This is a genomic window from Thermodesulfobacteriota bacterium (assembly GCA_036397855.1).
Lineage (GTDB): Bacteria > Desulfobacterota_D > UBA1144 > Nemesobacterales > CSP1-2 > DASWID01.
Genome location: DASWID010000030.1, coordinates 51,658 through 66,235, shown reverse-complemented (window position 1 = coordinate 66,235; position 14,578 = coordinate 51,658). Strand labels below are relative to the sequence as shown.

The window sequence follows — 14,578 nt, the reverse complement described above, 5'->3', positions numbered from 1 at the left end:
CCTCTAATCTCTCCTTATACTCACTCAGAGACCCCTCGGTCCTATCCCTTATCTCTTCTGGCCACTCTGTCCATATTGCATTCTTAAAACTTTCCTTTAGTGAAATGAACAAAGCATAATCCTCGAGCCAGCTTGAGCTATTGTCACAAAACCTCTTGAACTCATTATCCGTTAATAATCTGTTTTTGTTTTTTTCAAAAGCGATTCGAAGAATGCCTTCCTTATAGTTCGTAACATTTTCATAATCAACCCTTTGCCCATTGAAGGAAAATTCAGGATTAAGATCCGACTCAGATAAAAAACCCCTTTTAATCAGAATTTCGGGACTAATTAGCAACGGGTTTCCAGCAAAAGCAGAAGGGCTGTTATAGGGTGAGTTTCCCAATACAGAACTCGTTGGGTTCAAAGGGAGAATTTGCCAGTAACTCTGCTTCGTTTCAACTAAAAAATCTATGAATTTATACGCACCAGGTCCCAGGTCTCCAATACCAAAGGGAGATGGTAAAGAACTAATATGGAGTAAGATACCGCTGCCTCGGTATTTCATAAATCACCCACGCCTTCACTCAAAAGTAAAGACACCGGGAAATGCTCCAAGATGTTTCCGACTCGTAGAATTGATCCGCTCTTTATGAGTTTATCGGTAAAAGCATCTTTCCAGGAATCCGGGGATTCTTTTGGAAGTAAAATATGAGTATCTTGCCATACCCTTTCACCCATCGGAAATTCATCCTCATTAACTAGGCTAGCCAGTAGCCTGGGCACTATGGTAATTGACCAGATTTTTCCCTTTTTCCTTGCGAAAGACACCACATGGTCTTTAAATTTGCCCCTTACTACTAATGGTATGTAGTTGCTTTCGTTGAAAAAATCTTTTCTGTCATTTCTCACCTTGAGTGATTTATAAATAAGAAATAGCTTTATTCTTCCATCTTCCGTTTTTGAGTTCAGTTCACCAATTAATTTAATATTATCTTCTTTCTCCTTGACTATTATCTCATTTAGATACTTATACCTCTCGGTAAAATCCACGGCGCGCCGATTATCCGGATCAACGAGATTAAGATCCCAGAGCTCAGTTCCCTGATAGAAATCCGGTATCCCGGGCGAGGTTATCTTTAGAAGTGTTTGTGAAAGAGAATTAAATACTCCGTAGTGCGCAACCTTTTTTTGAAAAGGTAGAAATATGTCGATAAACTGATTTTCCGAAGATGAGGTCAATATCCCATCTATGAAAGAAAGAAATGAATCCTCGTAAGTGGTATCGGGTTTTAACCATGCGGTGTGAACTTTAGCCTCTCTAATAGCCTTTATGATGTAGTCTTTAATCCTTTCTACAAAAAAGGGGAAATCATTTTCGTCAAAGGGATAGGCTCCTATTAAAGTTTGGTACAAGAAATATTCATCATTTTTATCCGGTAACAACCTACCACCTATGATTGTTTTCTTAATTCGATTAATTCTTGAACACGTTGTAACAAATCTCTCCCATTCCTTAGGCATTTCTGAGAGAACATTAATTCTTGCCCTTACATCCTCCCCTCTTTTCGTATCATGGGTTGAAGTAGCATTCATCGAATGTGGCCATAGTTCTACTCTTCCTTTGTTGAAATCGTTAAATTCTCTTATAGTTATTCCGAACCTATCGGGATTACCTCCAACATCATTAAGCGACAATAGTCTGTTGTAGACATAAAGGGTGGTATCCTCAAAACCCTTTGCCATGAGAGGCCCAGTATATTGTTGAAATCTCATGACGAAGTCCATATATCCCTTCTTTTCTTCAGCATAGATGTCACCTTCGAACCTTAGAAGAAGGAAGCGTTCTATGAAATCCAATTCGTTGAGAAGACCCGGGTTTGTATGCCTTGCGCCCTCTATTGCCATACTAACGTAGATTTTATCACTCTCTCTCATAACATCACTGCTCATGTATGTGCGGTATACTGGAAACAAAGCCATTACTTCAACCAACGTTCTTTTAAGACCATAAAGTGTTATGTCACTGCCCTGGATATCCTTACTTGATATAGCCTTCAAGATATGGGCAAGGTTATCGATATCACCTGCCATATGCTTTCCTATGATCAACCTTTTTTTATCAGCAACGAGTTCATCATATGGTATCGTAAAGTTAGTGAAATTTTTATATATCTTATCGAAAATCTTTAGATTCTTTCTATTGCAAAACAAACCGTTAACATAATTCAAAAAATCATAGCCTGTTGTTCCTTGCACAGGCCAGAACCGGGGAAGAGCCTCATCAAAATCGAGTATTTTCTCAACAACCATATACAATTCGTTATCCTTTGCCTTTATTCTATTCAGATACACCGTTGGATCATAGAGTCCGTCAATGTGGTCAATGCGTAGACCAGCTATCTTTCCTTCCTCAATCAGATTAAAGGTAAAAAAATGAGTTTGATTAAAAACTTCTTCATCTTCCACCCTCAGAGTGATGAGCTCATTTATATTGAAGAACCTTCTATAATTAATCTCTTCAGTCGCAACCTTCCAGAATGATAATCTGAAGTACTGTTCGGAAAGGATATTATGTAATAGATTAAAACCCTTACTTTCTCCCCCTCCTCGATTAAATATATCTATATTCTCATTTAAGAAATTCTTTATAATATCGTTTTTGGTATATAACTCCCACAACAGCCTTTTTATGAAATTTATCTGCGCATTATTGTCATCAGGTCTGACTTCAGAAGATGAAAGATTACGCAGGACATAAAGTATTCCAAGAAATTTTATGTAGTCAGGATGTTCGTCACCGAGACGTACCTGTAATGTTCTTAATCTATATGTTAAAACATCGATGTATGTTTCTATCTTTAATGGAAACTTCAAGTCGTAATAATTTATCGTCAAACCATTGCCCCCATATCCTAGTGTAATCTCACCCTCCCCTAGAGACTGTGCATACGTCTTCCCTAAAAACGGCGCGAGCAGCCCCTCCTTTAAGCCTTCATAAGGATGATGCCAATCGATGTCAAAAAAATTAAAATATCGTGATCTTTCGCCCCTCTCCAAGATATCCATAAGCATATGATTTTCGGAGACATAAGCCATATGGTTAGGAACAATATCCTGAATCCACCCCATGCCAAAGCCCTTTAAATCAGTTATTAGATCTTGAAAATCCTGAGCCGAGCCTAATTCCTGATTTAACTCATTTGGATCAACAACATCATAGCCGTGTGTACTCCCTTTTGTTGCCTTAAATATTGGGGATGCATACAAAGCGGAAATTCCAAGCTTTGAAAGATATTCCACTATCTCACGGGCTTCTTCGAATCCAAATGAAGGCCTGAACTGAATCCTGTATGTAGAAGTAGGTATATACATACCATAAAGGTTACCATATACGGTTCACCAGCTTACACCGGCAAATCGTCCTCGTTACGCGTCATCGGACCCTCGCGGCTTCTCAGTCTAAAAAGGGCTAGAGATCTTCCCTCAAGATCGTATGTCACCCCTCCCCCCACTAGTCGGTTAGGTCCTCTACCCGTAGCCTCCCTTGTATCGAGTAAAAGCTCCCAACGCATTTTTGGCCTATGAGCTGGTAATACGAATGGAACAGGCTCGTGGTGGGCATTTAGAAGAATTAGAAGTGTGTCATCCACTATTCTGTTGCCACGCGCATCAATCTCTTCAATAGCATCGCCTGCCAGACGCAGACCTATGCACCGCGTATTGGGGTTGTTCCAGTCCTCTTCAGTCATTTCCTTTCCATCCGGTCGAAACCAGGTTAGATCCTTTACCTCAGAACCCAAGATCTTTCTTCCCTGGAAAAAGTGACGCCTATGGAGAGCTGGATGATGATGAATAATCCTTATCAGCTTTTTTGTAAAGCTCAACAGCTCCAGCTTCGACTGGTCTAGGTTCCAATCAACCCATGAAATGTCGTTATCCTGGCAGTAGGCGTTGTTGTTACCTTGCTGAGTGCGTCCAATTTCGTCCCCTGCTAAAAGCATTTGTACTCCCTGTGAGAAAATTAAGGTGGCGAGAAAATTACGTTGCTGGCGGGCTCTGATTGACAGTATGAAAGGGTCATTGGTTGGACCTTCAGCCCCACAGTTCCAGCTCAAGTTATCATCGGTTCCATCGTGGTTAGCTTCCCCATTCGCCTCATTATGCTTTTCGTTATAGCTTACGAGGTCGCGCAGGGTGAAACCGTCATGTGCAGTTACAAAGTTGATACTGGCATAAGGGAGGCGGCCCCCATGTTCGTACAGATCGCTGCTACCTGTCAGACGGTATGCCAGGCGGCTTACCTGGGCACTGTCACCCCTCCAAAACCTCCGAACGGTATCCCTGTATTTCCCGTTCCACTCAGCCCATAGAACCGGAAAATTGCCTACCTGGTAACCGCCCTCGCCAAGGTCCCATGGCTCGGCAATCAGTTTCACCTGGGAAATTACAGGATCCTGATGTATTATGTCGAAAAATGCCCCGAGACGGTCCACCTCATGAAGTTCCCTTGCCAGCGCCGATGCCAGATCAAAACGGAAACCATCTACATGCATTTCCTGTATCCAATACCTAAGACTATCCATGATTAGCTGCAATACACGCGGATGAGTCATATCCAGCGTATTTCCGGTACCTGTGTAGTCAACATGGTATCTCTTGTTGTCAGCCAGCAGGCGGTAATAAGCGGCATTGTCAATACCCCGAAAACAGAGGGTTGGACCCAAGTGATTACCTTCTGCAGTGTGATTGTAGACAACGTCCAGAATAACCTCTATGCCCTCTCTATGCAGTGTCTTTACGAGTGTCTTGAACTCGGATACCTGTTGACCCATTACACCTGAACTTGAATACCTTGGATCTGATGCGAAAAATCCAATAGAGTTATAACCCCAGTAGTTAGTAAGTCCCCGATCAACCAGACGTTTGTCTGCCACAAATTGATGCACAGGCATTAATTCCACCGCTGTTATGCCAAGATCCGTCAAATACTTCAATAAGGCTGGACAAGTAAGTCCGGCGTAAGTACCCCTCAACTCTGCTGGCACATCGGGATGAAGAGCTGTATAGCCCTTTACATGTAGCTCATATATGATTGTCTTATGCCAGGGGATACGTGGGGGACTATCGTCTCCCCAACTGAATGCCGGATCAACAACTACGCATTTCGGAATTCCCAAAGAGCTATCCCTTTCGTCAAATGATAGATCAGCATCGGTGTGACCCACAGCGTAACCAAATAAGGCATCACTCCACTGAACAGTACCAGCAATGGCCTTTGCATAAGGATCGAGTAATAACTTGCTCGGGTTGAAGCGGTGCCCCCCCTTCGGTTCATATGGTCCGTAAACCCTGTAACCATATAGTTGACCCGGACGGGCCTCTGGTAGATATAAATGCCAAATCTGATCTGTCTGATCTTTTATGGGTATCCTCGCTATTTCCTTTCCCCCTTCAGGGCTATCGAACAGACATAACTCCACAGCAGTTGCATTTTCGGAGAACAAGGAGAAATTGACCCCCGCGCCGTCCCAGGTCGCCCCCAATGGATAGGGTTGGCCAGGCCACATGTTCATCGATCCATTTATCAACTTGTTCCTTTGCATATACGCTCTTTATAAAAAGGTTAATATGTTAACCGACCGAGGTCGGGTCACTAAATTAATTCGGAAAGATTTTAGTCCAAAACTGCAGTTTGTCCAGAGCACTAAATTTTGGAACCAATAACTAAAATTGAGAAATAAATTAAGCAGTTATCCGACTCAAGGACAAAGACAAACTTTATTAAACTATATTTTCGCGTCAGGGAAGAAAATAAAAAGCAACGGCAAGTATAAGATAAACTGCCAATAATTGAACTCCTTCCATCCAGTTAGATTCACCATCATGGGCTATCAGACTGAGAATCCAGACGGAAATGCCGACTGAGACAACCTCTAAGTCAGTAAAGATAAGATCCATAGGCTCACCAAAAAGATAGCTAGCAAATACAAGTATTGGTGCAACAAAAAGCGCTATCTGGATGCTAGAGCCAATTGCGATAGTCATGGCGAGGTCCATTTTATTTTTATAAGCAACAAGTATGGCTGTGCTGTGCTCAGCAGCATTCCCTATTATAGCAACAACAATCACACCTATAAAAACGTCCGTCATTCCGAATGTTTCAGCAGTAACTTCAACAGCACCAACAAGGAATTCACTCATGAGCGCAACCCCAACCACTGCTAGGATCAATATCATGAAAGACTTATTCTTACCCCACTCAGGATGCTCTTCTTCTTTAATCAGGGCAGCCTTACCCAAATAGAGATGCCGGTGGGTGTAAAGTGAAAAAATGAGGCTAAGAAAGTAAGTTATCAGAAGAACTATTGCAATCAATAAACTTAGCTCGTGTTCAATCGCTGGTGCCTTTATGACAATTATATGAAATAGGGCTGGTATCACCAGTCCTATAGCACTCAATGCCAATAAAGTTGAACCAAGGCTGGATGCTGTTCTATTAAAAACCTGTTTATCATATCGAATACCCCCAACTAGAACACTCATTCCAAGAACCAGGAGAATATTACCGATGATTGAACCTGTTAAAGACGCTTTGACTATATCGAATAATCCTCGGCGCAGCGCAATTAGAGCAATAATCAATTCCGCCGCGTTACCAAATGTAGCATTCAACAAACCACCCAGACCGGCACCAACGACCTTGGCTAATTCTTCTGTCGCTTTACCAATGAATCCGGCGAGTGGGATAATTGCCAATGCGGATGTAGCGAAAATCCAAATTGGGTTTGCATGAGAAAGTTTCAAAACAATCGCAATTGGGATAAATATCAATAATAAGCTAAGTGGCTCAAATTCATACTTACCAATTTTCATGAAATCTTCTGTTCTTATGAATTCGGAGAATCGAGATACTTTTACGTTTTAAGAAACACACGCCGACGGGGACGATTATACATCATTGTAGGCCCCGTTTCACAAACCGGCCGATAAGAATCTCACCCCTAGATTTTTATGAAGAGACTAAGACCATATCCTCTGACAGCAACTTCATCTTGAGATCCTATTAATTCCGGGGTTAAACTTCCCTGCCCGTTCCATTTTTTTTCAGAAGAATCTAGCAACTTTTTCCATCTACCGTCTGGAAATTGGCTATGTATGTCTAAATTTGATTCGCTCAAATTAAAGATGGAGAAAACATGCGTGTCCTGCTGATCATCCCACCTTCTCATAAATACAACCTTCTCCTTTTCTAATCCCCATACTTCAAGATTGTCCTTATTCAGGTTAGATAGGGCTGGAATTTCTCTCCTGAGCTTTATAAGCTCCCTGTAGTAATTTAACAAAACGTTATGTGAACCTTCATTCCTCTTTTCCCAATCTATTCTTGAATTGACATAGTTTTCTGAACTCTGTGGATCAGGCAGCTCTCCCTTCCAGTCGAAAGATTCAAATTCCTCCTTTCTCCCTTTTCTCACCGCCTGTATGAGATCGGGATCAGAATGACTTACGAAATATAAGAAGGGTGCGTCTTCGCCATACTCTTCTCCCATAAATAAAAACGGAATGTAGGGGGAGAGCAGAACCACGCCGGCAGCAAGTTTTAATCCTTCAAATGAAATCAAGGTAGAGAGCCTCTCTCCCTGTAACCTGTTACCTATGTGGTCATGATTATGAGAATAGACTACAAATTTCTTACCCGACCTTTCCTTTGGTGAATTACCATGTCTTCTCTTCCTGTAAACTGAATATTGCCCGGAATAAACAAATCCTTCTTTCAAGGCTCTTATAAGGTATTCCGTCTTTCCAAAATCCAAGTAATAGCCTGAACGCTCACCTGTAAGTAGGGTGTGAAGTGAATGATGAAAATCATCACACCACTGTGCATCAATCCCATACCCTCCAAATTTTCTTCCCTCTATTATCCTGGAATCATTTAGATCGCTTTCCGCTATCAGATAAAATTTCCTATCTTCTTTTTCCGAAAGTTCTTCAACCTTTTCGGCAAGTTCTTCTAGGATGTGTTTAGCGCTAAAATCATACATGGCATGTATTGCATCTAGCCTGAGAGCATCAACATGATACTTCTCGAACCAGAAGATCGCATTCTGGATAAAGAAATCCCTTACCTCGTCGCTATAAGCATCATCGAAATTTATCGCGTTTCCCCATGGTGTCCTGTATTTATCCGTAAAATATGGTCCATAATCACGAAGATAGTTACCCTCAGGACCAAGGTGATTGTAGACAACATCCAGGATAAAAGCCAGCCCCCTTTTATGACACTCATTAATAAGCTTTATTAGTCCCTTTGGACCTCCATAACTGATTTGAGGAGCATAGGGAAACACTCCGTCGTATCCCCAATTTCTTTCTCCTGGAAACTGTGCAACAGGCATTAACTCAATTGCATTTATTCCCAAATCAAGCATTGCATCAAGTCTGGGGATTATGGCCTCGAAAGTTCCCTCTGGAGTAAACGTACCAGTGTGAATCTCATACATTATCATATGAGCAATATCTATCCCCCCCCAATTACTGTCTTCCCGATGAGATGAATTGTGGTCAATTACCTGTGACGGTCCATGAACTCCTTTTGGCTGACAATATGATGCGGGGTCGGGCCTTTCTTTTTCACCATCAAGTCTGTATAAATAAAGTGTCCCAGGATAAACGTCTTCAACAAGAGTTTTCCAGTAACCCAGCTCATCCTTTTCCATTGGGAAAACTACGGGAGAAGTTCCTTTCTCCGGCAGAGGCGAAAATATCAATAATTCAACCTTTTCCCGAAAGGTAGCCCAAACCACAAATTCGCAATTACCGTTTCCTAAATAATTCGCGCCTATTTTCATTTATTCACTACGCTGAAAAATAAAGATTTCTTAGAAGTCAAAACAATTCGATTATAGAAAGATAGTATTGTAGCGGAAATCTTTAGATTTCCATAAGATTTAGAAGAAACTATGAAATCCGGCATTCTCGATTATCTATAAAATAAGTTAGAAATTAAAAAGTAATAAGGGAGAATAGGGTACCCTATATTTCCCGGTCGAGCCTGTCATTTTTGAGGGATAATTTAGAAGGATTTAAGCCTGCTAATAATGCCCTTCGACCAAGCACTTCGACAGTTCGACATGCTCACTGCTCAGCCGAGGCTCAGTGCGAACGGTATTCGAACAAAACCATTCATGCTGAGCCTGTCGAAGCATCATAAACATTATTACTCGCAGAAAATATTATCAGTCGGCTGGCACTGGATAACGGGACAGGCATATGATGAGAGGGGAAAAATATTATTCCCTTTTACCTTAGCTCTTAAAAAACAACACACCTAAAGGCGGTAGGGTTAGAGAGATAGAATTGTATCTTCCATGTATTGGTACAGGGGTCGCTCCAACGCCACCCGCGTTACCATGACCACCTCCTCCATATATAGTTGCATCGCTATTAAGTACCTCTCGCCAAAAGCCTCCTCTCGGTACGCCTACCCTGTAGTTGTATCTCGGAACCGGTGTAAAATTGCATACTATCAACATAATATCGCTTGTGCTTTTAGGCTTTCTGATAAAACTAATTACGCTGCTCTCAGAATCCCTGAACTCTATCCACTCAAAGCCCTCAATGCTGAAGTCAAGCTCATGCATTGCCGGCTCATTTCTATAAAGGTGATTAAGATCTTGAACCCAGTCTTTTACACCCCGGTGTGGAGGATACTCCAGCAGGTCCCAATCCAGACTCGCTTCATGGTACCACTCATTCCATTGCCCAAACTCTCCACCCATGAAAAGGAGCTTTTTACCCGGATGTCCGAACATATAACCGAATAAAGCCCTGAGGTTTGCATACTTTTGCCAATCATCTCCGGGCATTTTTCTGAGTAGAGACCCCTTTCCATAAACAACTTCATCATGAGAAAGGGAAAGAAAAAAGTTTTCTGCGAATGCGTACCAAATGCTAAACGTAAGTTGGTTCTGGTGAAACTTTCTATATACTGGATCAGTAGAGAAATAATCAATGGTATCGTGCATCCACCCCATATTCCATTTCATTCCAAATCCAAGGCCACCGACATACGACGGCCTTGAGACCATAGGCCATGCAGTGGATTCCTCAGCAATGGTCTGTACATCGGGATGGCTTAGGTAGACCGCCTCGTTTAATTTTTTAATAAGGCTTATTGCCTCAATATTCTCCTTTCCTCCATACTGGTTTGGTATCCATTCTCCTTCTTTTCTACCGTAGTCCAGATAGAGCATGGATGCCACAGCGTCAACCCGCAACCCGTCAATATGGTACTTATCAAGCCAAAAGAGGGCACTACTTATCAAAAATGCCCTTACTTCATTTCTTCCATAATTGAAGATATAAGTGTTCCATTCCGGATGAAATCCCTTTTTTGGATCTTCATGCTCGTACAGGTGAGTTCCGTCGAAATAGACAAGGCCAAACTCATCGCTCGGGAAATGAGAAGGAACCCAGTCGAGAATGACTCCTATCCCGTGCTTATGCAGGTGATCGACCAAATACATGAAATCCTGCGGTGTTCCATACCTGCTTGAAGGGGCAAAATATCCAAGAGTCTGATAGCCCCATGAACCATAAAACGGATGCTCCATAATGGGTAAAAATTCCACATGGGTGAACTCCGTCTCTTTAACATATTGCGCAAGGTAAGGCGCTAGTTCTCTGTAAGTAAGAAATCTATCACCTTCCTCCGGAACCCTTCTCCATGACCCGAGATGCACTTCGTATGCAGAGATCGGGGAGTTTAATGCATTAGATTTATATCTATTTCTCATCCATTCATCGTCACCCCAATCATAATTTAGATCCCACACTTTTGCAGCTGTGCGTGGTGGAGTCTCCCAATAAAATGCAAAGGGGTCACCCTTTTCTACCTCGTAATTCTTTAACTTCGAAACTATGTGATATTTATAAACCTCACCCGTTGCAATTTTAGGAGCAAACCCCTCCCAGATGCCAGACCCATCCCATCTGCTATAAAGCGGGTCGGAGTCAGTATTCCAACCGTTGAAATCTCCGATTAATGAGACCCTCTCAGCGTTTGGAGCCCAAACTGAAAAATAGGTACCTTTCTTACCGTCAACCTCCATCGGGTGCGATCCGAATTTGTCGTAAAGCTTAAAATGGTTTCCCTCTTTAAAGAGATAAATGTCATGTTCCGTAAAGAGACTGATGCCGGATAGAACATTTGTAGCTCCCTTCTCTTCCCCATTCGACTTTCCTGACATTCCTACTAAACCTCCAGAAGATTATTGATTCCCTCAATGGGTATGATCAGCCAACTCGGACGATTATTCAATTCGTAACCAAGTTCATAAACCGCCTTTTCCAAAAGGAACGCCCTGAGCATTCTATCTAACTCTTCATCGTTATTCGGTATAAACGGCGCATTTCGAGCGGTATCTATGTAGGATTTTAAAAAAATTCCTGCGACTAATTTATACCAAACTTCAGCCCATGGCTTGATGCCTTCTATGAATTTCTTATCCCTCAACAAATATTTGAATAAAGAATTAAAGACAGCATAATGAAATGACCTTATCATTCCCGCGACGTCCCTCAAGGGTGATCTTTTCAGTCTCCTTTCACTCAATGGCCTTGCCGGTTCACCCTCGAAGTCTATTATCACGAAATCATTTCCCGTAAACAGAACCTGGCCGAGATGATAATCACCATGGATCCTTATCTTCGTTGCAGAGAGCTTTTTCCTGTATATTCCCCTGAACTGATCCAAAATTTCCCTTTCACGATCCAAGAGCTCAATCAATTTATCTCTTATATCCGCAGGCAAGGTCTTTAAATTAGTCCTTACCATCTCCATAACCCTTTTGGTCAGACTTTCCATCGATTGGTAAAGGGATCTCTGATAAAGAATCGAAAAGGGCTCAGGCGCAAAGTTGGGATCTTCTACTTCCGTACTAAGGGCTAAGTGGAGCTCCGCTGTTCTCTTTCCCAAGAGAATTGCCATCTCAAGATAAACTCCACTAATTAATTCCTGTATAAGAACAGGTATATCATCAAAGGCTACCTGTACGAGAAACCCAGGCGTTTTTGGTATTTCCTTCAAATCAATATTCTTAGAGCGAACTCTCTCAAAATAATCTTCAATTGAATCCAAAGTATAGGTCCACGCATCACCCTGGTTTGGTACCAGTGCTTGTAGGATTCCTAACACGATTGGCTCCGAGCCGCGTCTTTTATACTCAATTGCACCCGCGAACGGGGGCACATTGGGGAAGGACTTATACTCCGTGAGGAACCTCTCAATCTCAAGATCAGGATTCATGCCTTCATCAAGTCTTCTGTAAAGCTTAAAAAATAGCTTATTACCATATATAAACGAGGTATTGCTCTGCTCTACCTTTAAAACCCTGGATTTCTCTAAAGGAAGCTTACTCGCTTTATTGAATCTTCTTAAATAGTTCCCGGGATATGCGTTAAACTCCCCCCTTATGCCCTTAAGACTCAGCCTTTTAGTAATCATAAGAAGTATATTTCTACGAAACTCCTCGTTATTGACGCAATCGTATAATATTCCATCCCCCGATTTCGATCTTAAATGAGCGATCACAGCTTGAGGAATTTCTCTTTTAATGTTGTCTGCTTCCGTGCCCGACAAGAAAGAAACAGGTAAAAGATAGGTATCCGATGAACCCTCGGTGTATTTAACCTCTATCAACAGAGTATTTGCAATAAATGAATTCAATTGCATCCGAATATTTTCCACGATGGTAGAGACCTGTATCTTTCGGGCTTTTCCACCAAACCACCTACAGCTTCTTAAATAAATAGGTATGATCTCTTCTTCAAATCTTTCTTTAGACCTCCCCTTAAAGACCATTTGCCAACTGCCGTCAACGCTTAGTTGTGGAATCCTCTCGCTATCCTGTAGCCTTATTTCCTCCTCTCCCTTCTTCAATAAAAACCAAAAATAATCATAAAATCCCAGTGTAAAGACATATGGAGATTCTTTGATAGTAGGGAATTTGTTTCTACTGAATAACTCCTCAGGTATATAGCCAGCAAACCCGGCAAGGTCAATATTTGCCACCTGCGAAAAACGTGAAAGATTTACTACTACAAGTATTATCTCGTCCCGATACCGACGTATAAATGAAAGTACCTTTGGGTTGTCCGTATGTAAAATTTCTATATCACCCCTGCCAAAGGCTTTAAATCGCTTTCTCATGTCCAGAACGCGCCTCATCCACCATAGAAGAGATGATTGGTTCATCACCTGATTCTCGATGTTGATAGACTCATAATGATATTCCGGGTCTATAATTACTGGAAGATAGAGCTTCTGGGGATTCGCCTGGGAAAACCCTGCGTTTCTATCCGCGCTCCATTGCATCGGAGTCCTGACACCATTTCTATCTCCGAGGTAATAATTGTCCCCCATCCCTATCTCATCACCATAATAGATTATGGGTGTTCCCGGAAACGAAAAGAGGAGGAAATTCATGAGATCTATCTTTCTTCTATGATTCCCCAAGAGTGGAGATAAGCGTCTGCGAATCCCTAAATTTATCCTCGCAGTGGGATCCTTCGCGTATATCCTGTACATGTAGTCCCTCTCTTCATCCGTTACCATCTCAAGGGTAAGTTCATCGTGATTCCTCAAAAAAAGTGCCCACTGACTATTGTCAGGTATTTTGGGAGTTTGGTCTAAAATGTTCGTTATTGGGAATCTATCTTCCATCCAGCATGACATAAAGATTCTAGGCATCAAAGGGAAGTGATAGGCCATATGGCATCTATCACCATTCCCGAAATATTCAATTACATCCTCGGGCCACTGATTCGCCTCAGCAAGAAACATTTTGTTCTTATACTTTGAGTCAACATGTGACCTGAGTTTCTTTAAGAATTCAAAGGTTTCAGGTAGATTTTCACAGTTCGTCCCTTCTCTCTCAAAAAGATATGGGACGGCATCCAATCGCATCCCATCAACCCCCATATCCATCCAATAATCGATTACCTTAAACATAGATTTTTGCACGTTGGGATTCTCATAGTTTAAATCTGGCTGGTGGGAATAAAATCTATGCCAGTAGTAAGCCTTTGCCAAGGGGTCCCATGCCCAGTTCGAGGTTTCAAAGTCCTTAAATATTATCCTTGCGTCTTTATATATTTCTGGTGAATCGCTCCAAACGTAATAATCTCTCCATCTTGAGCCGGGGTTAGCTCGTCTTGACTTTTTAAACCATTCATTCTGATCAGAGGTGTGATTCAACACAAGCTCGGTGATTACTTTAATTCCTCTTCTATGAGCTTCTTTCAAGAATTCTTTAAAGTCTCTAAGGGTGCCGTAATCGGGATGAATATTGTAGTAATCGGCTATATCATATCCATCATCCCTGAAGGGAGACGGATAGAAGGGCAAAAGCCAGATCGCAGTTATCCCTAGATTCTCGAGATAGTCCAACTTCTGCTTTAACCCTTTAAAATCGCCAATCCCATCCCCGTCGCTATCGTAAAAGGCCTTTATATGAAGCTCATAGATAATCGCATCCTTATACCATAGTGGATCTTCATCAAGATTATTCTCGTCACGTGTCATCGAGCATTCTCC

At 41.9% G+C, this 14,578-nt stretch carries 7 protein-coding genes; all 7 read right to left on the bottom strand.

Annotated elements, in window-relative coordinates; genetic code table 11:
- Positions 1-547 (bottom strand): 4-alpha-glucanotransferase (locus VGA95_02530; GenBank protein HEX9665410.1); only part of this gene is annotated, 547 nt, incomplete at its 3' end.
- Positions 544-3,354 (bottom strand): malto-oligosyltrehalose synthase, encoded by a 2,811-nt coding sequence (gene treY / locus VGA95_02525; protein HEX9665409.1) that lies wholly within the window; start codon positions 3,352-3,354, stop codon positions 544-546. The genes treY and VGA95_02530, both read right to left, overlap by 4 nt.
- A gap of 32 nt (positions 3,355-3,386) precedes the next feature.
- Complete coding sequence (gene glgX / locus VGA95_02520) at positions 3,387-5,585, bottom strand: glycogen debranching protein GlgX (protein HEX9665408.1); 2,199 nt, start codon at positions 5,583-5,585, stop codon at positions 3,387-3,389.
- Between the two features lie 196 nt (positions 5,586-5,781).
- A complete protein-coding gene (gene cax / locus VGA95_02515; GenBank protein ID HEX9665407.1) occupies positions 5,782-6,855 on the bottom strand; it encodes a calcium/proton exchanger in 1,074 nt (357 codons plus the stop codon).
- 128 nt (positions 6,856-6,983) lie between these two features.
- Positions 6,984-8,831, bottom strand: a complete 1,848-nt coding sequence (treZ, locus tag VGA95_02510) for a malto-oligosyltrehalose trehalohydrolase (protein HEX9665406.1) — start codon at positions 8,829-8,831, stop codon at positions 6,984-6,986.
- Positions 8,832-9,287: 456 nt separating this feature from the next.
- Complete coding sequence (gene glgB / locus VGA95_02505) at positions 9,288-11,231, bottom strand: 1,4-alpha-glucan branching protein GlgB (protein HEX9665405.1); 1,944 nt, start codon at positions 11,229-11,231, stop codon at positions 9,288-9,290.
- Between the two features lie 5 nt (positions 11,232-11,236).
- Positions 11,237-14,566: a maltose alpha-D-glucosyltransferase gene (gene treS, locus VGA95_02500; GenBank protein HEX9665404.1), complete on the bottom strand. Its 3,330-nt coding sequence runs from the start codon at positions 14,564-14,566 to the stop codon at positions 11,237-11,239.
- Between the last annotated feature and the right edge of the window lie 12 nt (positions 14,567-14,578).

What these genes read in the sequence shown, in the direction of transcription:
- treZ (HEX9665406.1), bottom strand. Translation starts at nt 8,831, where the DNA reads ATGAAAATAGGCGCGAATTATTTAGGAAACGGTAATTGCGAATTTGTG.
- glgX (HEX9665408.1), bottom strand. Translation starts at nt 5,585, where the DNA reads ATGCAAAGGAACAAGTTGATAAATGGATCGATGAACATGTGGCCTGGC.
- treY (HEX9665409.1), bottom strand. Translation starts at nt 3,354, where the DNA reads ATGTATATACCTACTTCTACATACAGGATTCAGTTCAGGCCTTCATTT.
- glgB (HEX9665405.1), bottom strand. Translation starts at nt 11,231, where the DNA reads ATGTCAGGAAAGTCGAATGGGGAAGAGAAGGGAGCTACAAATGTTCTA.
- cax (HEX9665407.1), bottom strand. Translation starts at nt 6,855, where the DNA reads ATGAAAATTGGTAAGTATGAATTTGAGCCACTTAGCTTATTATTGATA.
- treS (HEX9665404.1), bottom strand. Translation starts at nt 14,566, where the DNA reads ATGACACGTGACGAGAATAATCTTGATGAAGATCCACTATGGTATAAG.